The organism is Vibrio alfacsensis, from assembly GCF_019670485.1.
Classification (GTDB): Bacteria; Pseudomonadota; Gammaproteobacteria; order Enterobacterales; family Vibrionaceae; genus Vibrio; species Vibrio alfacsensis.
On the sequence record NZ_AP024165.1, the window covers coordinates 1,990,179 to 2,016,754 of the forward strand.

The 26,576-nt window shown below is 41.5% G+C and carries 22 protein-coding genes and 1 pseudogene; 8 read left to right on the forward strand and 15 right to left on the reverse strand.

Going from position 1 to position 26,576, the window contains the following annotated elements; all coding sequences use genetic code 11:
• From dpdE to dpdA (VA249_RS09190), 6 genes are all read right to left on the reverse strand, one after another.
• A complete protein-coding gene (dpdE, locus tag VA249_RS09165) occupies nt 1–3,090 on the reverse strand; it encodes a protein DpdE (protein ID WP_221067772.1) in 3,090 nt (1,029 codons plus the stop codon).
• A 421-nt stretch (nt 3,091–3,511) separates the two neighbouring features.
• Nucleotides 3,512–4,126 carry a GTP cyclohydrolase I FolE gene (folE, locus tag VA249_RS09170; protein WP_221067773.1) on the reverse strand — a complete coding sequence of 205 codons (615 nt, stop codon included), beginning with the start codon at nt 4,124–4,126 and terminating at the stop codon, nt 3,512–3,514.
• A 4-nt stretch (nt 4,127–4,130) separates the two neighbouring features.
• Nucleotides 4,131–4,802: a 7-cyano-7-deazaguanine synthase QueC gene (queC, locus tag VA249_RS09175; protein ID WP_221067774.1), complete on the reverse strand. Its 672-nt coding sequence runs from the start codon at nt 4,800–4,802 to the stop codon at nt 4,131–4,133.
• Nucleotides 4,803–4,815: 13 nt separating this feature from the next.
• A complete protein-coding gene (gene queE / locus VA249_RS09180) occupies nt 4,816–5,481 on the reverse strand; it encodes a 7-carboxy-7-deazaguanine synthase QueE (RefSeq protein WP_221067775.1) in 666 nt (221 codons plus the stop codon).
• On the reverse strand, nt 5,465–6,580 hold the full coding sequence (gene dbpB, locus VA249_RS09185) for a DGQHR domain-containing protein DpdB (RefSeq protein WP_221067776.1): 1,116 nt from the start codon (nt 6,578–6,580) through the stop codon (nt 5,465–5,467). The genes queE and dbpB overlap by 17 nt, the downstream gene beginning before the upstream one ends.
• Nucleotides 6,577–7,794 carry a tRNA-guanine transglycosylase DpdA gene (gene dpdA, locus VA249_RS09190; protein ID WP_221067777.1) on the reverse strand — a complete coding sequence of 406 codons (1,218 nt, stop codon included), beginning with the start codon at nt 7,792–7,794 and terminating at the stop codon, nt 6,577–6,579. The genes dbpB and dpdA (VA249_RS09190) overlap by 4 nt, the downstream gene beginning before the upstream one ends.
• A gap of 102 nt (nt 7,795–7,896) precedes the next feature.
• On the opposite strand from dpdA (VA249_RS09190), the gene VA249_RS09195 reads away from it, so the two are divergent.
• Genes VA249_RS09195 through VA249_RS09205 form a run of 3 tightly spaced genes read left to right on the forward strand, consistent with a single transcriptional unit; the run spans nt 7,897 to nt 11,441 of the window.
• On the forward strand, nt 7,897–8,832 hold the full coding sequence (locus VA249_RS09195; RefSeq protein ID WP_221067778.1) for a DUF6884 domain-containing protein: 936 nt from the start codon (nt 7,897–7,899) through the stop codon (nt 8,830–8,832).
• Nucleotides 8,829–10,220: a tRNA-guanine transglycosylase DpdA gene (gene dpdA, locus VA249_RS09200; protein WP_221067779.1), complete on the forward strand. Its 1,392-nt coding sequence runs from the start codon at nt 8,829–8,831 to the stop codon at nt 10,218–10,220. The genes VA249_RS09195 and dpdA (VA249_RS09200) overlap by 4 nt, the downstream gene beginning before the upstream one ends.
• Before the next feature lie 3 nt (nt 10,221–10,223).
• Nucleotides 10,224–11,441: a DGQHR domain-containing protein gene (locus VA249_RS09205; protein WP_221067780.1), complete on the forward strand. Its 1,218-nt coding sequence runs from the start codon at nt 10,224–10,226 to the stop codon at nt 11,439–11,441.
• Nucleotides 11,442–11,475: 34 nt separating this feature from the next.
• On the opposite strand, the gene VA249_RS09210 is transcribed toward VA249_RS09205, so the two are convergent.
• Entirely contained in the window at nt 11,476–11,718 is a 243-nt protein-coding gene (locus VA249_RS09210) for a hypothetical protein (protein WP_221067781.1), read from the reverse strand.
• A gap of 167 nt (nt 11,719–11,885) precedes the next feature.
• Here VA249_RS09210 and VA249_RS09215 point away from each other — a divergent pair, with 167 nt between their 5' ends.
• Nucleotides 11,886–12,764 carry a 6-carboxytetrahydropterin synthase gene (locus VA249_RS09215; protein ID WP_221067782.1) on the forward strand — a complete coding sequence of 293 codons (879 nt, stop codon included), beginning with the start codon at nt 11,886–11,888 and terminating at the stop codon, nt 12,762–12,764.
• Nucleotides 12,765–13,155: 391 nt separating this feature from the next.
• On the opposite strand, the pseudogene VA249_RS09220 reads toward VA249_RS09215, so the two are convergent.
• Nucleotides 13,156–13,941: pseudogene (locus VA249_RS09220) on the reverse strand (ISAs1 family transposase); the annotation flags it as partial.
• Nucleotides 13,942–14,145: 204 nt separating this feature from the next.
• Here VA249_RS09220 and VA249_RS09225 point away from each other — a divergent pair.
• Genes VA249_RS09225 through VA249_RS09235 form a run of 3 tightly spaced genes read left to right on the forward strand, consistent with a single transcriptional unit; the run spans nt 14,146 to nt 18,618 of the window.
• Nucleotides 14,146–15,102 carry a P-loop NTPase family protein gene (locus VA249_RS09225; protein ID WP_221069912.1) on the forward strand — a complete coding sequence of 319 codons (957 nt, stop codon included), beginning with the start codon at nt 14,146–14,148 and terminating at the stop codon, nt 15,100–15,102.
• Nucleotides 15,103–15,131: 29 nt separating this feature from the next.
• Nucleotides 15,132–15,713, forward strand: a complete 582-nt coding sequence (locus VA249_RS09230) for a class I SAM-dependent methyltransferase (RefSeq protein WP_420864275.1) — start codon at nt 15,132–15,134, stop codon at nt 15,711–15,713.
• Nucleotides 15,714–15,726: 13 nt separating this feature from the next.
• A complete protein-coding gene (locus tag VA249_RS09235) occupies nt 15,727–18,618 on the forward strand; it encodes a DEAD/DEAH box helicase family protein (RefSeq protein WP_221067784.1) in 2,892 nt (963 codons plus the stop codon).
• A 38-nt stretch (nt 18,619–18,656) separates the two neighbouring features.
• On the opposite strand, the gene VA249_RS09240 is transcribed toward VA249_RS09235, so the two are convergent.
• The 5 genes from VA249_RS09240 to VA249_RS09260 all read right to left on the reverse strand — a co-directional run bounded on the left by VA249_RS09240 (nt 18,657) and on the right by VA249_RS09260 (nt 24,042).
• The gene (locus VA249_RS09240) at nt 18,657–19,673 is read right to left on the reverse strand and encodes a DUF4268 domain-containing protein (protein WP_221067785.1); all 1,017 of its coding nucleotides are present in this window, start codon (nt 19,671–19,673) and stop codon (nt 18,657–18,659) included.
• Between the two features lie 239 nt (nt 19,674–19,912).
• A complete protein-coding gene (locus tag VA249_RS09245) occupies nt 19,913–20,248 on the reverse strand; it encodes a hypothetical protein (RefSeq protein WP_221067786.1) in 336 nt (111 codons plus the stop codon).
• Nucleotides 20,249–20,302: 54 nt separating this feature from the next.
• Nucleotides 20,303–21,580 carry an ADP-ribosylglycohydrolase family protein gene (locus VA249_RS09250; protein WP_221067787.1) on the reverse strand — a complete coding sequence of 426 codons (1,278 nt, stop codon included), beginning with the start codon at nt 21,578–21,580 and terminating at the stop codon, nt 20,303–20,305.
• A gap of 60 nt (nt 21,581–21,640) precedes the next feature.
• A complete protein-coding gene (locus tag VA249_RS09255; RefSeq protein WP_221067788.1) occupies nt 21,641–22,327 on the reverse strand; it encodes a hypothetical protein in 687 nt (228 codons plus the stop codon).
• 122 nt (nt 22,328–22,449) lie between these two features.
• Entirely contained in the window at nt 22,450–24,042 is a 1,593-nt protein-coding gene (locus VA249_RS09260) for a DUF4145 domain-containing protein (RefSeq protein WP_221067789.1), read from the reverse strand.
• Nucleotides 24,043–24,136: 94 nt separating this feature from the next.
• Here VA249_RS09260 and VA249_RS09265 point away from each other — a divergent pair, with 94 nt between their 5' ends.
• The gene (locus VA249_RS09265; protein ID WP_221067790.1) at nt 24,137–25,153 is read left to right on the forward strand and encodes a helix-turn-helix transcriptional regulator; all 1,017 of its coding nucleotides are present in this window, start codon (nt 24,137–24,139) and stop codon (nt 25,151–25,153) included.
• An 82-nt stretch (nt 25,154–25,235) separates the two neighbouring features.
• Here the strand turns inward: VA249_RS09265 and VA249_RS09270 are convergent, their stop codons facing one another.
• Together VA249_RS09270 and VA249_RS09275 are read right to left on the reverse strand one after the other, a co-directional pair.
• On the reverse strand, nt 25,236–25,757 hold the full coding sequence (locus VA249_RS09270; RefSeq protein WP_221067791.1) for an opioid growth factor receptor-related protein: 522 nt from the start codon (nt 25,755–25,757) through the stop codon (nt 25,236–25,238).
• A 45-nt stretch (nt 25,758–25,802) separates the two neighbouring features.
• Nucleotides 25,803–26,402 (reverse strand): hypothetical protein, encoded by a 600-nt coding sequence (locus VA249_RS09275; protein ID WP_221067792.1) that lies wholly within the window; start codon nt 26,400–26,402, stop codon nt 25,803–25,805.
• Between the last annotated feature and the right edge of the window lie 174 nt (nt 26,403–26,576).

Below are 26,576 nucleotides of genomic sequence, written 5' to 3' on the forward strand. Positions count from 1 at the left end.
CTAAGAACCAATCAACAATACATACTTCAAAGTCAGCAACTTCGCTTTAGAAACAACATCCTCGAATTCACTTTGTTGTTCAAACCTCTCGATAGCAAGTGCCTTACTTTTCTCGAGCACTAAATCTAGTGCACTAATAAACTGCTCCTTACTCACTAGCGGATCAATGAGTTGCCATAGATCCGTATTAGAGTCATCAGCTTGAATAGTGATATTGGTGTCCTTATATGGAACTTGATTACCCCCAATTTCAACTTGTCCATTTTTAGTACTGTACGCACCTCTTACTAAAGTCGCCATATTTGGTGGAATGAGATCACCACTTTCTCCAAACACCTCCTGAAAAACAACAGGTGGAAATATGGCGTCAACAGTGATTTGGTCAGATGTAGAACCGGCCTCTCCTGCTACCAACCATTGTGGCACAAAACACAATTTCGGCTCCTGCTTGAAAGGGAGCTTACGTATAATTGCACTACAGTTGCCTAGTGGTGATAGTAAAGATGCCTCGGCTATCGCATCAACAAAAGGTTGCCCATATCGCAATGGGTAACTGCCATTCCTCACACTGTTTACTCGTGAAAGGGACAATTCTTGAGTCACTGGCGATGAGTAATCTGATGCTTCAATATCAAGACCAACAATACATTTGTCGATTAACGTTGACGATCGCATTTTGGTTAAACCTGACGCATATTTAAAACGATAAAGGTCTTGGGTTTCACCGCGAAGCTTTTGGAATAAAATACCTTGCGTGATCCACTCAGTAAGTGCGGAAGACTCTTCAAAATTCTCATCATCTTGCCGCATTTCTGCCAATAGTTTTTCTGCCTTTTCAGCATCGGTATCTACCGTTGCAAGCTTAGCGATAATGTCTAAGTGCTCATACGTCTGCTTTGTCTTATCTTTTAGCTTTACTTCAGCATCTTCAAATGCAAGGTAGCCCTCTTCCCAAACCGCTGGCCACACTTCTTGGTTTAGCAATGTATCAATTTCATCTTGAATATTGGCACGATAGTGAGAAAAACAACCTACTCCCATCGTCAACGCTTGGAGCCACTTACTATACAGTGTGGGTCTCTCCGTCGATAGAATCATGGTATCGATAGGGTACACTCCGGTCGACAGTGCACTATATCGATTCAAGCGGCCATTACGCTGCTCAATGCGGCTAATCTCCATTGGCATACTGTAATGTATCGCTAGACGACGCTGTCCCTGGAGGTTCAAACCATCTTCACCTTTTTCATCACAAACCAAGACTCTTACTGCGCTATCGGTAACAAAGGCAGGAGTTTTACCTTGTTGATGACGTTCTACGCCAGTTGAAATATTATCAACAAGGAACTGATACACATTGTCGGCAGTTAAACAATCTCCGCAAAAAATAACCGCCTTACCTTCAGGCATATCCTCTAACCATTTTGTTAGCGCAAAGGCCGTTGCTTTGTTTTTGCTTAATTGCTCGCGATCGGATTGCTCTAGCATATACTGCCAGTGAGAAAGTTCATCGCTGGTACAAGTCACGGTTTTCAGATAGCGGTCAACTTCTGATTTGAAAGAAATTGGACTGGTTAGCAATGCTTCCACTAACTGCTTAAACGGGGAGATATTCAATTGCTTAAACGTATCATTGCCCACCATTTCAGAACGATACTGCTCAAAATGCTCGTCTAGGTAAGCTTCATTATTTGGTGCATTCCATATAACCGTTTGAACAGGATTTAGGCCAGGGAACAGGTTTTCAATTTCATTAACGTCATTATCCAATAAACCTGTTGATCTCGAGGTACGAATCATTCGGTAACTAAAAAGGCACTTATTATTCAAATATGATGACAGGTCACCGATGAGACGGTCACGTAACTCAAGGTCTTTTTCAAGTGCAAACATATTCACCTGAGGAAGCAACGCTTCTATCATTTCATCTACGTTAGGATCACCAATCTCTAAATCCAATAAGTCATTGAGTGACGTATAAAGAAGAAAGTCTTCATTCTCAGGTACAAAGATACGGCTTAACTCACGAATTCGATCTTGAATCGGCAGTAACTTATTGAACAGTTCAATCGTTCTATCAGTCAATGGAAAGTCATCGGCGTTCAATAAGTGCAGCAATGCCAAATAAGCCGAATCGTGCCCAGCCATCGGTGTCCCCGTTAGCAACAGAGTTACGCCTGAATGATTGGTGAGCTTTGAAATTGCAATGAACAGTTCTTTCTCTAACCAATTTTCGTTAAATGGATAGCTTGATATTTGATGAGCTTCATCAATAACAACCATCGTTGGCTCGAATGTATACGTCAGCGCCTGGGTATAGGTCAAAATATGAATATTTGGATCAGCATTATCTTCATCTGTATTGAGTAACGATCCGAGATGGAAACGATCTGACAGTTCTCGCTCCCATTGTTGGGTCAACGCGTCTGGGACCAATACAAGTACCTTTGATTCTCGGCCTCGCTCCAATACATGCTGGCGAATGATAAAACCAGCTTCGATCGTTTTGCCCAAACCCACCTCATCACAAAGCAAGTATTTCTTTTCTGAGTCTTTGAGTACCTCATAAACAGCAGCAAGTTGGTGTTTTTCTAACTCAACCGAGCTTGATAGTAACGCCGAAATTGAACGACAAGAGCGTCGCTGAGAAAAGTACTCTTGATAGAAATTAGCTAATGCATTGCAAAGAAAAGGAGATGAAGTACCTTGCCCTTTTAGAAATTCTTCAACAACGAATTCCTCAGCAGGATAAGCATTCGGAATGAATAAATCACCGAAGTCATAGACACCTTTCATCTCTCGAGAAAATGAGATGAGTGCTTGCTCATTTGGTCTTTCCCCTTGGTAGTGCCCCATTTTCCACGAATGAGACCCAGGGAACTGCACAAACACCTCGGTATTGAGGCCAAGAGAAGTCACTGCACGTAACTCACTCGCTGGCACATCAATGGTGTTGGCCAAAGGGCGGAGTGGTGACGCAAAAAAACCAATTGTCGCAGATTGATCTTGAGCGTTAATAGAAACAATTTTACCAATACCACGAAAGGCGGTCGGACTCTTCACCAACGCACCAACTCTCACCGACGACATGAATACCTCAAACTAAACAACTATACTAAATGTCATTCTTAGCATATATCACAATTAATACGCACTAAGTTACTTATAAATTACAATAAAAGTAGCAAATATTTAATTTTGGCTACTTAACACTCACTCGTAACCTTCTCAAAAATTAGGTAAAGCCATCACGCCACAAGACTCCACACTGACTTAAGAGTCCTCGTTACGACATTACGTAATCAAGAATTATAAAAAGGCATCTCATGACAAACCACTTACAATAAATGTAATTGGCACTAGTTCCATCAAACCCTATCTATAAGGCCGCAAGTACGCCGTAAATCTTAAATCAACAGGCGACAAACAATGTCGCCTATGAGTTTGCAAACATAAAAAAATCCTCGCTGAGAGGATTTTTTCGTGAAACCTAAAAGAATCAAATTACATTTTACTTCTTAAATTTACCACCTGATTTGACTGTCGTTGTCGAACTTGTCGTGTCCCTGATCCCTCTACTCTTTACGCAATAATGAGTTGCTTCAAGTTTAACGTAAACATCTTCAACCTCTAGCAGGGTTTTAAGGGCTACAAAGATCTGAGAAGTTAATCGCTCTTGAACCTGAGGTCTCTGAGAAAAAAAGCGAACCAAACGATTGATTTTTGACAAACCAATCACCTTATTATTAGGTATATAGCCGACAGTTGCCATTCCATCAATAGTTACTAAATGATGCTCACAAGTGCTCGTAAAAGAGATATCTTTTACTACGATTTCCTCATCAATAGCCATCTTGTTATCAATGGTGGTTATCTTGGGAAAGTTCTCATAACTCAAGCCTGAAAAAATCTCATCTACGTACATTTTGGCAATACGTTTAGGCGTATCAGCAAGGCTATCATCTTGTAAATCTAATGACAGCGCACCAAGTATATCTCTGGTCGCTTTCTCAATGATTTCAAACTTATCTTTTGCGCTTAAACCATTGTCAAACATCGGTGTTTCAAGTCCATGTTCTAGCAACGCTTGACGCACCATCTTCGCTTCTTGGGTAATACTGTTCATGAGGTTACAGCGTACCCAAATAACGTTCTTTGTTCTTCTCGTATGCTTCCAAACCCTCAGATCTCAACTTACATGATGGGCAATCACCGCAACCACTACCAATAACCCCATTATAACAAGTTAACGTTTTGTTCTTCACAAGATCTAGATGTTCATATTTGTCCGCCAAAGCCCAAGTCTGAGCCTTGTCTAACCACATTAAAGGAGTTACTAGTGACAGATCGTATTCCATACCTTGCTGCAATGCGCCCTCCATTGCCTGAACAAATGAATTGCGGCAATCAGGGTAGCCAGAAAAGTCTGTTTCGCAAACACCAGTAATAACAGAAAGCGCACCTATTTGATAAGCGTAAATACCCGCTAGGGTTAAAAACAAAATATTACGCCCTGGGACAAACGAATTAGGGAGTCCATTAGCTTGCAACTCATGAGATACAGGGATGTCATCTCGTGTTAAAGAGCTTATAGCAAGTTCATTAAGCAAAGATACATCCATTACTTTATGAGCGGTGACACCGAGTTCTTGGCACAATGACTGAGCAACTTCGATCTCTAACTTGTGGCGCTGACCGTAATCAAAAGTGATCGCGTGAACTTCATCATACTGTGTTAATGCCTGAACCAAACAAGTGGTTGAATCTTGGCCACCACTAAAAACAACTACTGCCTTTTTCATTTATATTCCTCGACTATGCAATCTGCAGGTATTTGTGAGTTTGTATCGACAATCGCCAGTTATTTTGAATGCACGCCTCGATACACAGTTCCGTCGCTCGCTTTTTTTGACTTATAGGCTGAAGAGCTACAACGACATTTTCTCTCGTTTCAAATGTTGATAGTAAATCGGTCAAATTATCGAGATCTTTTTGCGTTCCTATTGGGTATTTGATTTCATTTGCACGCACGACTGCCTGTGCTTGTATGTTCAAACCACCTTTCATGCCAATTTTTGGCGATACCGTGACCCAACATGCCTCAGTCGCTTTAACATCAAAAGTGCCACTGGTTTCAATTTGACAAGTAAAACCGGAACTCTCCAATCGGGAGGTCAAACGAGTCAAATCATACATGCAAGGCTCACCACCAGTAATGACAACATGCTTTGCACTATAGCGCTCTGAACATTCCTTCACGACTTGTTCTACCGAGACTTGGCCCCATTGTTCACTTTCAGTACATTTTCCTATCACTGCATCAAAGGAAATTTCATGTTCTAAATCAACTTCCCATGTATGTTTTGTATCACACCATGCACACCCAACAGGGCACCCTTGCAACCTTAAAAAGATTGACGGCACACCAGTAAATACGCCTTCACCTTGAATCGTTTCAAAAATTTCATTGACCTTTAACAATTGGGACACCCCTTTCTAGTTTTTCATATATATTGGTCAAGTACCTCGTAACCATCGATATGTCTTGGGTTACGTTTTGTAACTGGTTCCATTTTCTCACGATCTGTTCTCCATCGGAATCTTTTCCAAACTCCCAATACCCATGACTCCATGAGCAATACGGTTTTATGCGAAAAAGCTTCTCTACACAGAACTCAAAAAATACTTTCGGTGTATTTTTTATACAATATGAGTAATAAATTTCATCAAACAATTGCCCTAACGAAATAATCCCAACACCGTGAAAAAGTCGTGAGTCCTTGGGTTTTTTCCCCCAATCGTCATAAAACACTTCTCGAACTGCTCTAAAATAAGTGCTCATCAACTGTACTGCTTCATCACATTGCTCTGCGCTATATGCATTTTCTTTTAACTCACAAACGTCATACAACGCGCCTTCTCTCAAACTGTTATCTAACATTTTCATCATCGAGTTATCGGCAATTAACCCTTCTGGATTAGTTGTGAGTTTAATCAATCCATTTAATATGGAGCCAGGCTCATAATTTAGTAATTGTGTAAGCAATGAGGGTAATCGTCTTCTTGTAAGGCTTTCATTAAAGACACCGCTCGCATGAGGAAGCAATTCATATATTAAACTACGCGACAATGGTTTAGCAGAGTTAATTAGCAAAAACTGCTGCCTTTCAAACTCTGCATCATCACTCATCAATATACATACTGGATAGCTGAAATCTTTTCGCCCAGACTGCTTTAAAGCAGCTACACGCTGCTGACCATCAACCAATACAGCACTACTTGGGACTCTTGGAATCATTAACTCATGTGTACCATCACTTTTGGATGAAATATTAACTTTTGTTTTTAGACATATGATAATTGAGTTTGGAATCACCGAATTTTTTGAGTCAATATAAGCAGCAATATTATCAATATGTTGACGCACCTCCGGCCTTTGATAACCTTTAAGTACATTTTTATCTGTTCGAAACACTCTTGAAATAGTACAAATTGATTCTATTTCAACAATATTCATTGTCGTTATAAATAACGCGACATCACAGCCTTGTTCTACTTTTAATGCCATTTTTTTGATCATTGATAACTCCTACTTAAATGCATATAAAAATCATGCAAGTTGTGGAAACCTCGACGCTTATTTCTTTCAGAACCTCGATATATCATCACCTCAATGCCAAGACCCTTACATATTGCACAATGGCATTTCTTCCATGGCTTGTCCTCTAATGTTCGCTTATACTGAAAATAAGATTCATTCCGGTGATTCATCAATAGATTTTCATACTCTAATACACTTACTAATGTTGAATCTATGTCTCGAATTCCCATGTCATACTCACGCAGTGCCTGCATTGCTTCGGATTCTAGTGCATGAATTAGGTTTTGTTCTATTCGACCTGAAGAAATCGCACGTTTAACCATTTGATTTCCACTCGACTGTGGAACTCGAATTGCACTGTATGTTTCACTACCAAAACGATAATTTTTTGTTTTGTTTAAAAACGCTTGCTTTAATGGGGTTGTACTATCAATACTAAATATTCCTAAAGACTTTAACCGTTTTGACAATTCAGGCCTACCAATACCAAGCAGATGTAATTTTGTACCACGCGCTAAATAATTGTTAATCTCTTCAATTAATTTACAGATTTGATTTGAATCTAATGTCACTACCCCCCCTATAGTAATGAACTCGTAACCCATTTTTTGTAAACAAACTACCGAATTAACATAACTTTTGACGTCCCACCCCTGTGCAACCCCATAAGGTATAAACTTTTGTGCTTTAGACTGTTTAAAAAATACGCTTGCATTCTCTAGCGTCATTTCTACACGCGCCTCTTTGTCTCTTGGTAAGGATTCTTTGTCTCTACTACGTTCATCACGATACCCTAGTACAATATGGTCAAGAGATACCCCCTGATTGACATCAGTTTTCACGTAGAAGTCAATTAGTTCATCTATCGAATATGGCGGCGCTGGCTCCCCTACATATGAAAATGCACCACTATCACCCATCACATCATAACTACGACTAAGACGAAAAAATCGATGCGCCCCTTCTCGAAATAATCGGTACTTTTGCCCATCTGAATATCTGGTTTTGTTTGTCCTGCCAGGAACTCCCTCAACAATGGCTTTCGAAATCAAAAGACCATCATACGGACGCTTGAGTAACTCATGGGCATATACATCATCTCGCTGCCTCACATGACCATTGGTTACTTTCTCGGATACAAAATCAAATTCCGGATTTACAAAATCTTGACTGTCGGGGAAAAAGTACTTCATAGGCACCTCCTGATAAAACTAAGCATATACGAAGTCCCACCTTTCAGCTACACTTCAAGCCTAAGAAATTCGCTCTAACGATTACACTTGCATGGATACCGTATGAACCAAGTACATTTACTGATCCCTTGCACATCAAGAAAGATTCAAGATGCTTCTCTGACAATGAATATCAAGGAGCACATTTCTGCTTCACTTGAAGAAACACTACACAAATGGGAGAGATCTTTTTCGGCAAACAAAAATAGAACTAAGGCAAGAGATCTATATCTCGGCCCTGGGTTTACGAATTTACGATCTCTTGCAGATAAACATAGGTTGTCACTGAAGATACTTTCGGCTGGGTTTGGGTTGATTGATGGAGAAACAGAACTACCAAGTTACAATGCAACTTTTGCAGCAAATGAAAACAGAGTACCCACCCCAAAGAATCGTTGGTGGGAAGCGGTTAATGAGTCTGCTCTTCCCAGTCTGTCATTACAGAAAACATTCTCAAATAATCAGAGTGATTACTTCATTGTGGTTGCTAGCAATGAATATTTGCAAGCAATACAAAGTGACTTACTTGAGACACTAAAAAGGTTCGATGGCGCACCAGATCAGTTCGCTATCATTTCAACGTCGATACCAAAACCGTTGAATGATTACGCTAAATGTTTTGTCCAATGTTCCCATGACGTACTTGAACATCCCAACGCAAGTAATACAGGGCTAACCCTAACAAACAGAAACATAGGGGCGATAGCATCACACTTGTTTTTGAGTAAATTAGATCTTACAAAACCAGACTTCAATGATACTATCTGCGTCCTAAATAAAGAGTTCGCTCAGTTAACTCGAAAAACTAGAGTAGAGAGACCCAAACAAACAGATGAATTTGTAATCGAATTTATTGAAACTCAAATACTTATTGATGGACAGCAACCATTAGCTATCGCAAAAGCACACAAGCGCTTCAGAGAAGCAGGTTATGCTTGTGAAGATAAGCGTTTCTCGAATCTCTACAAACAAGTTAAATCAGAAAAAGGTTTATCGTGACTAAGTTCCGCTTTTACTTTCCCGACAATAAAGACTTTGTCGACCCAAGTTTCGACGGCAAAGACAACACCCGTACGAAGTACCATCGCCAATACGATGATGATCATTATCCCCACGAGATCCTAGCGGAACTTCCATTTGATGGAATGCTAATTTCTCTAGCAGGTGTTGGCACAATGCAAAAGCGTGGCAAATACTACGAGCAAGAACTAACTGAAGACTTTTACTTTCTAGGTGCTCGAGAGTTTTTGCGCTTAAACAAATCGAAGTTTCAAGATGTCAAACTAATGGGCGACTGTGGCGCTTTCGATTACCACGCAGAAAAAGAGCCACCGTTTACCGTTGAAGAACTCATTGAGTTTTACGATCGTGGTGGTTTTGATTACGGCATTTCACTCGACCACATTGTGTTTGCTTATGCAAAAGATGAAGAAGCGAAGCAGGCCCTATCACATGAAGAAATCCAAGAATGCGAGCGTCGTATTGGTATAACCCTACGCAATGCAAAAGAGTTTTATGAAAAATCAAAAACTTATGCATTTGAAGCGTATGGCGTAGCACACGGTTATGATAAAGAATCGTTCCAGCGTTCCGTAAAAGAACTTCAAGAGATTGGTTATAGAAAAATAACAATCGGAGGAATGATCAAAGCAAAGACAGATGAAATCCTTGATTTGCTTGAAAGCCTGAGTGAAGTTCGCCACCCTGAAACAGAGTTCCATCTTCTTGGTATTTGCCGTTTTGACAATATTCCGGCATACGTTAAAGCTGGTGTGACGAGTGCAGACAGCACATCGCCTCTTATGCAAGGGCTTAAAGGGGGTAAGTACTACTCACTCTCTGAAGAAATAGAGCCCTCGAAAATCGAAGAGTCACTAATGATTCGAGCACGTCAATGCGACCATAAGAATGTTCAGGATCATATCGAAAAATACCGTGATGAACTACACAACCATATTAGAACGATGGGTGAAAACAACGAGTACGATATCGATCTCTCCAACACGGCATTATCCGTCAACGAATGTGTGAAGCGTCTTGAATTAGACTGTCTAAAAAAGCTACATCACTATGATGAAACTGCACTAGATCTTGAAGGTACAGTCAAAGCGTTAGTTGCTTACGAGAAAGTAACTAATGAAGCGTACCTACCTTCAAAAATGACGCCATCAAAACTCACTACGTTAAATCGTGGGGAGGCAAAGTACCGAACTTTCCTAGAAGAACGAAAGTGGCGTCAATGTACTTGTGGCATTTGTAAAGGAGGGTTGATGAACATTATCTTCCGATCAAATCAGTCAAACCGCCGCCGTGGTATCCACAACCTAGCGATAGTTACTAAGCACAAAAACCGTGTAATTAAATCACTTGAAGCAGTAGTGAAGTAATTTATGTCAGAAATATTAAGAATTAAAGCTATTCAAGAAGTGGTTAATGGCGTCACCGTCTACACTGGTTGGATAGAGGGAAAAAAAGTTCGCGACGTAGCAAAGATTGTTCATATCACTCGTGAAGGTGAATATATTCATGGGTACCAGCGTAGTGAACTTCCGAAACATATTGAATCCATCACCGATTACGTGGAGTCAAGAAACTCTACTATACTGGCGAACTTAGTAATTGGCTTTAACAAGTCAGTTAAGTTTGAGCCTATCACGGAAGGCTCTGAATTCGGTCACTTGGTGGTCCCTTACGACCCAGATCTGCCGTCAAGTGAACTCCCTGGTGCGATTGTAGATGGGCAACAGCGTTCTGGTGGTGTAAAAAATAGCCACCACGAGAGTTATCCTCTACCGGTATCCATCTTTATTTCGGAAAATGAATCCGACTACATCCAACAATTTCTAATATTGAATTTGGGTAAACCGCTAACAGCTGTTCAATTAAATGCCTTGGCTCTTTACGACGAGATTTATAAGCCACCAGCATTGGCGGAAAAAGCATTCCCACTTTCTATGTGCGAAGAGTTAGGATTCCGTAACGAAGATTCGCCACTTTATGGTTTGATTAAGTCAAATGGTAATAAAGATGGCATGATTGCAGAATCATCCATCACTGAATTTATCACCAACGTGCAGCGTCAACTATTAAGTGTTATTGGTGTACGTGTATATCAAGAACTGGATGACGTGACTCGTGAAAGATTCATACAAGTACTTAAAAACTTCTGGAATGCCGTAGCAATTGTATTTGTTGAAGATTGGGCGAAAAAATCTCGAGATATGAAACGTACCTATATTACACACGGAACCTCTATCATTGGTTTTTCATATCTATGCCGTCATATGCTGCGTGTATTCTTAACTCCAGCGAAAAATGTCAATAATGAATCAATTTTGACATCAGAGTTACCATCCCCTGCATTTTTCATTAAAGAGTTATCAATAATTAAAAATGATTGTAACTTTAGTAGTGAACACTGGGAGTTAGGCTTACTGAGAACCAATCAAAAAGATGATAACGGTAACGACCTAGCGATAAAATACACTCGACGATGGAATGATTTCCAAAATACGACATCAGAAAAACAATTGTTTGCGACAAACATTCTACGTATTTACGAAGTAAATAAAGGTTGGCGTGAAGATTACGACATCTACATCGATTAATAATAAAAAGAGAAGGTAGCACCTTCTCTTTTTTTTAATTCTCTAATTCATCTATCAACTCAAATACAAGTTCTAGCCGCTCATATTTGCAAAGCGCAACCAACTCTCGCAACTCTTGAGGATCTAGTTGGTTATTTTGAGCTTTATTTTTTAGTTCCGCCCATTTAGTTGAGACGACCTCAGGAGCAATCTGCCCACTCGATACCCCTATTAGAAACGGGTTTAACTCAAACTCAAGCAGGCGCGAACACAAAGTCGCCAGTTTGCTAGATTTCATTCAAATACCTCTATCTTGCGAAAAGCATCCTATCTCATCTAACCAATTTAACATCAAACTAGCCACAAAGTAACTTCCTATATAGTGAACACTGGTAACTAATCATACTACCTATGCTGTGCAATTTGATATAATGTCGAGTACTTACCACTTTACAGGATTTTGATGTGAACCTTTTTGTTCGAGATCTCACCGTTATTGACTCTTCTTACCTATGCGAAACGCGAGGTATGGTAGGTGAGAGTTGGATTTTAGATATCAGCCTCTCAGGTGAACTAAACGAGATGAGCATGGTACTGGATTTCGGCCAAGTAAAAAAGCAAATCAAGCGACTGGTTGACGAGTATGTTGATCATAAGTTGCTAGTGCCCACTAAAAACAAAAAAATATTCGTCGCCAACACGAAACAAGGTTACTCCTCTGTCGACCTATTCCGAGGAGACCAAGGAATTCACGTTCACTGCCCAGATGAAGCGCTTTGCTTGGTAGATGCAGACACAATCACTATGTTTAGTGTGAACAAACACCTCTACACTATCCTTAAATCTCATCTACCGCAGAATGTAAATGATCTTGAATTAACGTTGAGAACTGAAAGTATCGATGGCGCTTTCTACCATTACTCTCACGGGTTAAAAAAACACGACGGCAACTGCCAGCGCATTGCACACGGACACCGCTCACCAATTGAGTTGATAGTTAATGGCGTGCGCGATGCACAACGTGAAGCAAGATTTGCATCCCGCTGGCAAGATATTTACCTTGGTTCAAAAGAAGATCAAGTAACTCTCGCAGACCTTTCGTTGAACATTTGTGATAGTAAATTCAACGATCAAACTCACTACGCATTTAAATACACAGCGCCACAAGGTCAATTTGAGTTGGCTATTGCAAAGAATGAAACCGAAATATTGGAATCAGATACTACTATCGAGTTGCTTGTTAACTATATTGCTGATGAAGTAAAAAAAGACCTAACAGCGGAAGATACTTTAAAAGTCATTGCTTATGAAGGTGTGGGTAAGGGTGCTATCGCAACTCGATAACGTCCTGCGCCCATATCTAGATCCTGCGTGTTCCACAAGAAAGAATTCTTGACATAACGTGTATGCTTGTTTCACATTTTCACAGCCGTATGACCTGTTTCAATCTCGCAAAGGCTTTCATCGAATCATTTGCAGGCATCAACGCATAATGATGGTTGTTGGCTTTTAGCCAGTATCGACTCCTGCTCGATAAAACTCAACGACTCTTGGTCTGTACCCAAGATGACTCGTCAGGTTTTCAAACTCTTCTTTAGCGGTGTAACGTAATTGTTTAGTTAACCCTTGCAAAAATTCGACGATTTGAGGATCAATATTGACAAAACACCCTTTACCAAGCAGCAGGCAATCTGTAACAGAACTCGCCATGTAAGTAAGGGTAGCTTAGTATCAGTTTACCACTTAATTTGCATTCAACTGTCGAGGTCACTTTGATAAAACTCTGTAAACCATCCCAACGGTAATCTTTGTCTAGCCAATTTCTATCAATGATTAACTGCGCACAATGTCGAGTTTCAACGCGACCATGCTCACGACTTATTTCACTAAACTCGTCATAGGTGTGAGAAGTGGTGCTTTCTCGCATTAATTTGTTCCGCCAAGCTTCAAGCTCAGATTTCATTCCTGATTGATAGCCTTTTAGGGCTAGCTTTACCTCTAACAATCTGTTTAGCTATGTTTTTCTAACATCCCATCGCACCTAGTGTTATGATGCAGTTCTCAATATCAAGTAATATGAGTAACCTTGGAGTGGCGGTTATCTCGTTGCTCTTTTGATCAACCGCCACCTACCCTAGAACTACCTGATACTGACGACTCCAAGCGCTGACCGCATGGAGTGGCTCCTGCCTCTCGCGTATTAAAAGAACGCCGAGGTGTTTTACCATCGATAGCAAAGACATCACTCCCAGTAGACTCAATAAGACTGCTCTTCCCCCCCCCCCCGAAACGCGGTCTCAATGTCTTCTGGGTTAAGACGACATATAACGCGAGCGATCGTATCACGCCGTGGTATACCATATTCGAAAGAGCGATAGCTACGAAGCCAATCTAAGAGATGGGTGCCAAAATCTTCAATCTGCTCCCAGCCTTAGGATCCAGATAGGACAGCACTGATGGCCAAAAGAATAATATCAATAAGTTAATGCCGCTTACATCGGTCAACACGCGGGTCTTCAATGGCTTCAAAATGCTAGAGAAAAGAATCAGTCATGCTTTAAGCTACAATAAGTGATTACTCGTTGCTCTGATCGTCTATTTGCTTAAAAGTTCCCTTTTATAATGATCTTGCCGTGAGAGCAATGTGCACTTGTACGTCATAATGCTTTTCGAACAACTCGACCCGATATAATATATCTCTTAACTACTCCATTTTATAGCAATGATGAAAGATACCTTATTCAAACAGATTGATATCCCGTTCGATTTCCGCCACACATGCTGGTTTTGCGGTGAACCATCACAAGATTTTATAAATTTACCAGCGTCAGCTCATCTCATTCCTAAGTTGGAGCATGAACCTATTGCTATCCCTGCATGTGATGAATGCTCTAGGATCACTTTCCCAAACGACATCCGTTGCGCTTGGTCTTTACGGGACCATATAAAAAATATACTTATAGCTAGATATGCAAAACATCTTGGTATTGGCGAAAATTGGACAGAACAAGAACTAGTTGACACGGAATTTTCTGGCTCATCACTCGGTGGTTTCGGCCGTAGTGCATGGGCAATGTTCGAAATAGCGAAAACTAGAGTCTCATTTTCAGGTTGGTCTTTATCAGTTGATGAAGTGCCTCTAGTGAATTATGACGAAATATCAGGCTTTACATTTGACGGTACCAAATTTTTGTCACTTAATTCGTGTATTGACTATTACGAAAAAGCAACAGGCATTGATAAAGAACTACTAACAAAACTGGTTGAAATCGTAAAACCAGAGCGTTTTGACTATGCCTTAAAGATTTCAAAACTAAATAAAAGATTATCTCATTCTGAACGATTAGATATCCTTGAAGAAGTTGCTCTCCAAGAGACAGAGCAAGAAGAAATAGATAATGACGCACAATTCCGACAAAGGTGTATAGATGTCAGTATAGAAGATGTAATGGTTGAAGGTTGTGTAGCACCTGCATTTTCCATTCAGTGGGCATTATCCAAAGGAGTAAGAAATCTAGATCACCTTTGTGCTTTTGAAGACGACTATTTTGATGAATTCGAGTACTTAGGTGGGCCTGCAGCATTTATGACATACAACGGCCTGCAATTATATTTAGAAGCTAGGAAAAACAAGAGGTGGGTCGAAGACAATGATCCCAACCGTGCTCTCTGGGAACAATAACTTCCAAAATAAAAGGACACACCATGAGCATCACTAACCAATATTACAATGAAAATGCACAAAGCTTCTTTGATACAACCGTAAACGTTGATGTAAAAAAACTTTACGATCGTTTTCTATCTCTAGTCGAAAACCATGGAAAAATATTGGATGCGGGCTGTGGTTCGGGCCGCGATAGTAAAAACTTCCTGAACTTGGGTTACAACGTCGTGTCATTTGATGCCAACGAATCATTAGTAAAGTTGGCAAGCAAGCATTTAGGCCAAACCGTCACACAAGCGACATTTGAATCGTTTGGTGCCAAGGAAGAAAGCTTCGATGCGATTTGGGCATGCGCTTCTTTACTCCATGTTCCTAGTGAGGATCTTCCACGTACGTTCTCGCGCCTAGGCAAATTACTCAAATTTGATGGCGTTTTCTACTGCTCATTCAAATACGGCAATACAGAACAAATCCGTAACGGCAGATTCTTTGCTGACATGACCGAGCAAACCCTTGCGGACACACTTTCCTCAACTCAACTCAAGATTGAAGAAACTTGGATAAGTGCAGACGCAAGACCAGGACGAGAAGCCGAGCAATGGTTAAATGCCATCTTAGTAAAAGCTTAAGGAAATAACACGGATGCCGACTCAATCGCTGACCATTCGAGACAATCTGCTGACAACAGGCGATGATGATCCACTCTTACCGCAACTGTTGCATGCCATCAACCACGCGACTGAAATCGAGATTGCGGTTTCGTTTATTCAGCCGTCAGGACTTGATTTACTATTGCCAAGCATTCACGAAGCCATTGAGCGAAAGCAATCCCATCAACGCCCACTAAAACTTCGAATTTTAACCTCGGATTATCTTCATATTACCCATCCTATCGCTCTACGTTCGCTTGTCGAGCTTAATGGAGACTATATTGAAGTTAAGATCTTTGAAGCGAACAGTCGCAGTTTTCACCTTAAGTCCTACATTTTTGTGCGTAGTGATGAGTCTCAGACTTTTTTTAACGGCACTGCTTTTGTTGGCTCGAATAACATCAGTAAGTCAGCACTGACCGATGCACATGAGTGGTGTTTCCGTTTGGATTACCACCAGCCTAACGATTCTCCGTCAGCGATTCAATTCCGCAATATTCGTGAGCAGTTTGATAAGTTATTTCACCATCCACAGGCTATAGCACTCACTGATGAATGGATCGATGCCTATATCAAATGCAGAACGCCACCCAAGCTGTCGATTGTTGGAGATTCTACTCTGCTTGACGATGATGCTTACTCACCAAACCCTGCGCAGCTAGAAGCGCTTGAAGCCCTCAATCAGACTCGTGATAAAGGCAATGTGCGTGGATTGGTGGTGATGGGCACAGGTATGGGCAAAACGTGGCTGTCTGCTTTTGATGCCAAGCAGATGAATGCCAAGCGCGTGCTGTTTGTCGCCCATCGTGAAGAGATCTTGACCCAAGCATTAAACACGTTTGCTAAACTGTGGCCTGAGAAATCAGCAAGTTATTACAACGGAACAAGTAAAGAGCAGAGCAAAGAGATGTTGTTCGCTTCAGTTCAAAGCCTTGGCCGTATTGAGCACTTGAACAAGTTTGAACCAGACTACTTCGATTACATTGTGGTGGATGAGTTTCATCATGCGAGCGCAAAGACTTACCTCAATATTCTCAATCACTTTGAAGCAAGATTTTTACTGGGATTAACGGCCACACCTGAGCGTACCGACCAAGCCAACATTCTCTCCCTTTGTCATGATAATTTGGTGTTTGAGCGCAACCTAGTACACGGTATTGATGGTGAAATTCTCGTGCCATTCCATTACTATGGCGTCTGGGATGATTCGGTTGATTACCAAGAAATCCCTTGGCGCAATGGCAAGTTTGATCCAGCAGCACTGGATGCACAATTTGCCACCACGCGAAGAGCCAAGCATATTTTTAAACACTGGCAAGATAAGCAACAATCTCGCACGCTAGCATTCTGTATTTCCAAAAAGCATGCGGATTTTATGGCTGAGCAATTTAATGCTTTTTATGCTGCCCAAGGTTTTAAAGCACTATCGGTACATAGTGATTCATCGGTCCGCCGCAATGAAGCGTTAACTATGCTAGACGACGGTGAAATTCAGATTCTTTTCTCAGTTGACCTGTTTAACGAGGGCACGGATTTACCCTCTATCGATACGGTGTTGATGCTTCGTCCAACAGAATCGAATATCATTTTTCTTCAACAACTTGGTCGTGGATTACGCCGTCACTGCAATAAAACGCACTTGGTTGTATTAGATTTCATTGGTAATCATCGCTCATTTTTAAATAAACGAGAAATCCTCGGTATCACTGATGCAAAGTTACCCTCATTGCATGGCGGATCTGATACCGACAGCCCCCAGCTTGGCAAAGGCTGTTTCGTGAATATCGATCCTCAAATCGTCGAATTTTGGCAAGAGTTAACCAAGCAATTACGTTACTCTGCTAAAGAAGAGTTTGAAAACCTGACAAGCCACCTAGGGCACAGACCCAGAGCTGTTGAGTTTTATCGCGCAGGTTATGACTTCAATAAGGTCAATAAACAACATGGTAGTTGGCTAGAGATAGTAGCCACCATGAGCACTACTCCTGAATTGCAACAGCTTGTCGACGAACACAAAGCGTTCTTTTTAAATGCCATTCAGAAAATGAGCATGACTAAATGCTTCAAAGCGATCCTATTGGAAGCCTATCTCGAGCTTGATGGCTTTAATACACCGCCGTCGATTGAAGCACTATCAACTAAGAGTTGGCATGTCCTATCGAGATATCCTCAGCTAAAAGCATCTGACCTATCGGAAAAAATTCAACAACTTGAATCGGATTCTCCAGCTTGGCAAAAGTATTGGCGAGATAACCCCATTAACGCTTTTGTTGGTGGGAACACGAAGAAAGAAAATGCTTGGTTTACCAATGTGGATGGGAAATTGGTTGCCAACTTTACGGTTAAAGTCGAGTTGGTTCCGCACTTTCACGATTTTGTAAAAGAGTTGATTGATTTACAGCTAGCAAAATATGCAGATAGAGAACAAAAGAAAGTAGAACCTTTACCAACGCCAGAAGCGATGAATGATGGCTCTATGCTGCCCTATTATCCCAACCTAAAAATCGCCTGCGGTCATTTTAAGACAGGAACAAGTGATGACGTTGAATTCATGCCTATCGACATCAGCAACGTCACCTCTGATAAACACTTTTTGGCAAGAGCATCTGGTAATTCAATGAACGGAGGAAAATCACCAATCGTTGATGGAGACCTACTACTTCTAGAGTTTGTCACACCAACATCAGCAGGCTCAATTACCGGAAATACTATGGCCGTTGAGATTCAAGATGAATCGGGGAACAACCAGTATCTCTTGCGTGTGGTTCAAAAAGATAATCAGGGTCGATACTGGCTAAAAGCCAACAACCCTGATTATGCGTTGATGCCAGCAAATGACTCCATGAAAACCTTTGCGAGATTGAAACAAGTCATACGTGAGTAAACATGAAACAAGCATAAAATGGCAATGGGATGGAACGATTACTTCTGCTCCTTTAGTGCCTTAAAGACTGGTGCAAAGCCGTTCTGTAGGTTAATTAGGGTTGTAGCTATCCATTCGCCAACTTCATCCCAATTGTCTGGATTTGTGAGATCAACCTTAAGCTCTGCTCCTATTTTGGAAAGCTTGATATCATCCCCTCGTACCCATAACAACTCTTGACTAATGCGCTCTTCAATCTGTGCCTTGTGACTATGTAGTCGGTCATAAATAGCATTACATTTCTCGACACTGGTACTTGCGACACCCACATATGTTCGCATCGCACCTTTCGTGTAAAACATGGTGTATCTGCAAGATGGGTAACCCGTACCTGTATCTATCCAAGTATCACCTGCGTACTTACTATTATGGAAGATGTTGACACCACGCTCACTCAAAATTGCCATTGTGTTATCCCAAAACGCATTGCGGTGAGCACTCGATTTCTTAGCTTGACGCTTATCTTGGTTCTCAGTTGCCGCCTTAGCTTGAAGGCCCATCGTAAATTCTTGGGAAGCCTTGGCCGGAATTACTTGCTCTACGTTGAATAGCAAAAGCGAATTGATTGTATGTACTGAGGTTTGAAAACATTGAATTTGTAAGCCGTGAGTCAACAGCCATGTAACAGCACTAGTTACCTCTTTGCGGAACTTAGCTGACACCAATATGATGCGCTGGCCATTCCCTCTATTGATTTCTACTTCATCTAAATCACTACACTCCAAAAATTCACACAAAATCCCCTCAGCTTCATTATTGCCAAGGTAACCCTGAAACATTGTTATAATGTCACTCTTTGTTAGATTAGAACAATAAGATGCATACTTAATAGCCTGCCAAGTCACATCTTTTCCAGAGTCATCTAATTTGTTTTCGATCAGGACTAGGTTTCCATCTTTATCAAGTGCAAGTAAATCTAACCGCTCGTTCGTATCACCAAAGTCACTAAACTCTTTTTGAATAATCAGCAACTCCTCACCAAGGCAGGCAGGGTGCTTAGCAATCCACTCTTGCAAGTGATTTCGCTCTGTGAATGAATGTTCCTTAAAGGTACTCTTTGTTACTTCAACAATAGAGTTGTTATCGACATCAATTAGGTACATGGTTTACGACTTTCCACTGTAAGCATTTCTTTTATTTAACTATTTGGCTTTTTGATGTTATTGCCAAAGGCGCGAGCATTGATGACAAGAACGTATCTTATCAACCCATCATTCAGTTCGTATTGAACCTTTCCTAACCCCTCCCCATGACTTTACGATATTTTCAAAGGAGGAATACCTCGCTCAAACACACCTTTTTTGCAGTACGGACATGCTTCACCTTCTACATCATACTCAGACTTGATATTACTGGATTGGCATTTTGGACATTCCGTTGTTGGTGCGAGTGAATCCACCATGAAATCATGACCACAGCCTAGGCAAATATGAGGATCATCACTGCCAATACAGCGTGATAATGCGTCCATATTTGGGTGATAGGCATACTTCTTTTTTCCATTCTCATCAATATAGTATGGATTGCCACTAGACCATGATTCGATGCATTCATCACATGAAGAGCATATAAACACAATTGCTTGTGCCATAGGTTTTACTCCAAAATAAAAATACTAAAACGTGAGTTATTCTTTTCAGGTTGTTTATTTCACATCCAACTTAAGTAAACGTGACATGTTTTTTAACCAAAGTGTCACGGCGCCGTTTCTGATATTTTCTTCAATCGCACCATCCCAAAAGCGCTCCGAGCGCACAAGGCGTATCATCCAGCAGATACAATCTCGGAATGACGCCTCGCTCAACCATAAATTGAAATCTTCCAGTGTATTGATTTCTTTCATAAAGAATGGCTCATCATAGTTGATGTGAATGACCATTAAGTCATAGTCATAAGCCATCGAGTACAATGCTATGTTTGCTGATTTTTGGATCTCAATTTGTGCTGCGACAGCAGAAACGAAATCTCTGATGCGCTGATTTTTTGGGCGTTGAATTAACCACATGGCTGTTTCGCGAATTTGACTTTCCCATGCTAACTGACTCTGCCACTTTGATGGTATGCCTGATGCTCCGTAGTAAGCCCCTGCTAACTGCCCAAATATAGCCGCGGTGGTATCAGCATCATCACCCAGGTTTGCAGCCAGTAAAGCGCCATCTTCGAAACAATCGCTATTTGTAAAGCACCATAGTGCGGCTTCTAATGAAGCAACGACATAACCAGTGCCTTTAATGCTATCTCTCGATTTACTAAAAAACTCGCACTCAGCGATCGCGCGCATTTCTGGGTGGCAATCAGTTGAATACTTTAAATAATCCGGCAGTGTCGATTCTAAAAACGCTTTAGGATCAGAGAGATGTTCACTGTTTAACAATCGGTGAATTAACAGTGTCATCAATTCACACGCTTGTATACAACGCTCTTCTCCGTGGGTTGTTAATGAGCTCAACTTGGCGGCTTCCATCGCCGCTTCCTCGCTCTGATGAGCAAACAACAAGGCAATGGGTGCAACACGCATTAGGCTGCCGTTACCCGCAGAAAGATGAGACGTAGAGCCCGACTCTGGGATGCCTGTTTTCTCATAACTCACCAACGCAGTGCGGACGGTCATGCCAATATCAAAACAACTGCCCGTGCACGAATTTTCACCATGGCGATACCAGCGAACATATCGCTGAATTTGGTCATCAAGGTCAACACAGCCTTTTTCAATCAGACTGTCTGCAAGGCAAAGCATCATGGATGTATCATCGGTCCACTGCCCTGCTTTCAAACCAAATGGGCCACCGCCTACCATATCGGTCAAAGGGGTGTAACTGTCTTTCGGTTTGAATTCTAAAGTCGTGCCTAACGCATCACCCACCGCTAATCCTAGTAAGGCCCCAGCTGCACGTGAAATTTGATATTCTTTTTCTGTTTCCAAGTTCGTTTACTCTCAGATTTTTCGGCAAATGAAAATTGTTAGTCATTGATAATTCAAAGCCTAATACACCACACCTCGATGGCGGCTAGCACAACCCTGACACATTCTTTTCTCGAACATATGACCAGCATTATTGTAAGTAAAACAATAATCACAAAATTTAAAATACTTACTACGTAACACCTTTGCGTATTCAACTTCTATTTTACAATCTAAAGGTAGCTCCTTGAATGTAATCCATTCAGAAATCGGAGTATGAGGCCCAGACCACTTAATAGTTAACACCTTAATCACTATTGAATCATCAGTTCTGATCACGCGTATCTGATCTCTAATTTCTCCGTATATTCCAGATATATCGATTCTTCCCCTTGAAAAATGTTGTTTGCTTCGTTCAATTAAGAGGGGGATCACCGTTTCTCGCCAAAACTCAGTACTCACGGTAATGGCGCTATCACTATTTTGCGTTACATATTTAGAAAGAGCGACATCACTACAAGAGTCTATTGATTTACCCGTGTAATTTTCAAAGGCCCAAGCGACGCAGTTGCGGAGTTCTTCCGACTCTTCGGGAACAGATCGACTCCCTAGAAAATCACGCAATTTCTCCCATAGGTACAAATCACCACACTCCTCCCAATGCTCTGGAGGAGACTCCATAAGTCCGCAATATGTTAAATAACCTCTTGCTGATAGAGGGGATGGTGTTAATAAATCTTCATCAAAATACACGTTATTCCATTCCATTATCTAGACTAAACATTTGATATTATTTTAGTTTTTCCAACTCATGTAACTCTCTGACGTATTTGCCAACTGACGGTTGTTAGATGAATCTTATGACTCACGTTCTTTTTAAAATATGATGCTCACTTACGCTTCGCTTTCTTTGCTAGCTTGCGCTTACGTTTGTTCTTCTGTTTTTCTGCTGCGTCTTTTTGCATTTTCCCCTGAGAGGTGAAACCAATTTTCTTCAATACCGCTTTACCCTCTGCGCTGTTCACGAAGCGGCGAGCCTCTGCATGCCCGGCATCTGCGGCTTCTTTTAACAAAGTAGGAATGGGCTTGGGCGTTTTTACTCCCTCACGGACCTTAAACTTCTCTGCTGCTACAACAAGCGCTTGTTTTACGATAGAGTACTTAACATCAGCGGCTTCTAACTCATTCGCCGCCTGTTTTAATGCCTTGTGATAGATATCCAGCATCTGATCATAATAAGCGGCATCATGTGCAATTTGTTTAAATAGACGTAGCTCTACGTCTAAATACGTTGGCATGCACGCATAAGCCTCGATCATTTTCTTTTGTGCACTTTGTGTGTCCGACACTTTGTTAGTGACAAGATCCACATAAGATTGGAAGAACGCAATTGCAGGTGCACGACGTGCTTGGCCTGAAACCAATGCTGAGCGCAATGCCTTAAGCGACTCATCGGTTTGCTCGATTTCATACGCCTCAAGCTTGAGCATGACATCGGCCGTAAATGCTTCAGGCAAGCGGTGTTCGAGAGCACGTTCGAGCCAATACGTTTTTTCATCGCCGGTTTTAAATGCAGCACTCAACACGAACGAAAGCGCAGAGTGGTAGCCTTGTTCGGCGGCTTGGTGAATATAGCTTTCCCCGAGCTTAGGTTCTTCACGCTCAATAAGGAATGAACCAAACTCAAACGCGGCCTCCCCTTGCTCATCCTCTTTTAGCGCCAGCTTAAAACAGGATTTCGCATTACGCGTCGAATCTTCTTGCAGTAACTTATTTGAGTAACATTTTGCCAATAGCAACCAACTTTGAGGGTGTCCTTGACGGTGCGTTTTCTCTAGCCAGTAACTCAGATCCGCTTGCTTATCGAGGTATTGCTCTTTTTGCCACCAGCGTGACTCACCCGTTTGAATACTCATTTCGAGTAATTCGGTATAGAACTTATTGGCTAGGTAATAACTGGCTTCTTTAGAGCCTTTTAACGCATCAACAATGAACTCACTTAGGTCACAATAGGTTGGCTCTTGCCATGTATAAGAGCACTGCGTCGGCGTGCCTAACACCGTTTGCCCTACATAATGAGCTATTTCATAGAGGCTATTCATGTGCTTTTTCATACGTGAGCGAGCAACCGAAAGCTTGGCAACATAAGCGCCATTCACTTCAGTCATATGGACAGAACGATTGCCATCATGTCGCAGCTGGTTCATCTCATCAATCACCCACTCTTCAACGCACTGTGAGGCTTGAAGCATTTTGATTTTGTTCGAGAGATCACCATGCACAGGTGGGCGAAGTTTAAAGTGCTTTCCTAGCTCATGGCATGCAAGTTCAACAAATAGACGCATTTTTACCAAGCTTGATTGCGGATCGGTAAAGTAATATCGCTCGGCTAGCACCGCTTGGTTATACAACTCTTCCAGGCCGTCTTTAAGAAAAGCGAAGTTATCGTTTGTGTTGTTCTCAAAGTGTGGTTGAACTTGCATTTTTAGCGCTCCTATTTGCTGTCTATGAACGCTATACTATTTATATTAGCGACAATTCATGTCGCCTAAACGTACAATTTTTCATGGCACGATAATGAGCATACAAATACAACGTTATCAAAAAGTTTTAGAGTCTATTCCCTGTTACCCAGAGCGCATTTCTAGCTTAGACATCAAAGAGCGATTGCAAACTTCGGGGTTATTAAGTGACAAAGCAGATGAAAAAAGCCAACTGCGCACGGTTCAACGTTGTATAAATAGTGTGGTGGCCGATCACGCGAGTATTGAGGTGGATGACACAAGTAGACCATACGTGTACCAAGTCGCAAAAGGACACCGTCATCCCATCAAGCCTGACGGTATGTCTTCGGTGGTTTCTTTACAGATCATAGAGAAAGAAATTAAATCGATGCTGCCGCCTACGTTACGCTCCGATGTCGATTCGATTTTCTCATCACTTACGCAAGTTAATACCAAACAAACCAAACTGTGGCGTGAACGATTTTGTTATTTCCAAAGTGAATACCCACTGCTCGCGCCAACGGTCGGCAATGCGTTCTTCAAACTTATTGAAGAGGCACTGCTGAATAAGAAAGACATCGCATTTACTTATCAAAAACGAGGAGCTGCTACACCGAGTAATTACACTTCTACTCCGCTAGGATTATTCCTCTACGGGAATAGTTTTTATCTGGTTGGGCTGGTTCCTGGCACACTTGATGAGTTTCGTACTTTTGCTCTGCACCGCATCCATAGCCTAAAGCTTGGTTTTAGTAGTACGAAGACATTAAGCCAATTTGATGTTCGAGAATATGTACAGAAGAACGCGCGCCACTTTTCTGGAGGAGAGATGCAAAAGGTCGTGCTGAGAATCGAAAACTATCATGGTCTACACCTTATCGAAGAAACGTTGCTCTCAGCAGATCAAAAAATCCTCTCAAATGAAAACGGTTATACCACGATAGAAGCCGATGTGCGTGACAGTCACACCTTTGAGTGGTGGCTAATGAAGCATGCCAATATCATCGAGGTGATAACCCCAACAACGCTTCGAAAAAAGATAATTGAGAACCTTAAAGCGGGATTAAGCATGTACGGCATTGAGTGTTGAAATACTCATAATTAACAAAAAATTACAACGTTTAGCCAAGTAGGTTTGGCTAAACGTTTCAACACTTGTCATCTATCACCGGTCACGGCAACTGAGTCGCACGTTCCCAATGCTCAATGGTGTCTAGAGTGATCGTACCGATTCGTCGCCCCTCTCGGACGCACACTTGCTGGAAACTTACTGCAATTTCCTCATTGCCTAACAGATACAAACTGCGAATCATTCGAGTGATGCGAAGCTGATTATGATTTTTCGGCTTTAGCCAATCGTGTGAATGAGGCGCGAGTTCATCTCGCACTTCAATACTCAACCCGACTCGCTGCATTCCATAGTAATCAAGCATGAGATCCAAAGAACGGAGATGCGCTTCTCGTAACGCATGACTATTAATAAAAACCAGCCTTGATTCAGGGGTTACCAACGGAGCATGTCGATTGAACTTATGCCCATCATCTATCGGAAACAACACTTGGATGAATTTATGATCATGCTCCAGCCAAAAATGGGTAAACTGATGGATCTCTGAGATATATCGCCCCAAGCTGTCTGGTGTTTTACCCGACATAAACGAAGCAATCGGGTCAAGTTGGGTAGGTTCAGTCATTACCATTTCTCTTTTAATATCGTGTTCTGCACACAAAGCCATTATTTAAAAATGTGAAAGATCAAATGTGGCCGTTTCTAATTTTTCTGAGCACTGTTCCGCCCTTGATGCTGCAGGATCCCAAACGTGTTTTATCACTTGCAATTGGTTTCCTTTAACTTGTGCAGATCGAAAACAAGGCACCCACGATTGGCTTAACTTAGTTAAAACACTGACCATTTGCTCGTTTGAGTAGTTAAAATCAAAATCTACGGGCTGATTCTCTAACCGATACAGACCAATGTATCCAGAATGGGCTAAAGCAAAAACACCACGCTCCGTTTTACCCAGCACTTTATATTTGAAGTAGGAATGTCCATCATCCGGGTCCTCATAATAAGAAACCGAACCATCCGAAGATACGTGGTAATCACGCCCTTTAAACGCAAGGTTACTCTCTTGGCAACTATCAATAATGACTGAACGGAGAATAATGCCGTACTGGGGAGATTCACTATTCCAGGCTTGGAGTAAGTTGATACATTTAGGGTTGATGATATTGCCATTATGGTGAAAACCATAAACGATGGGACTAAGGGGCTCTTCATCCTGAGCAAATGCGGTGAAGCTAATACTAATCGCCGCCAATGTGATGAGTTTATTCATTTCAATCTCTGTAGTTTACTGCTTCAAGATCAGGTCAGAAGCAAGACGTCAATTATGTATGACGAACTATGAAAGAAGAAGAATATAACGACAAGGCGACAAAAGAAGTCGCCTATCGGAACCTCATTGGCCTCTCCCTAAACTCTCTATATATGGTTTGAACATCTTCAGGCG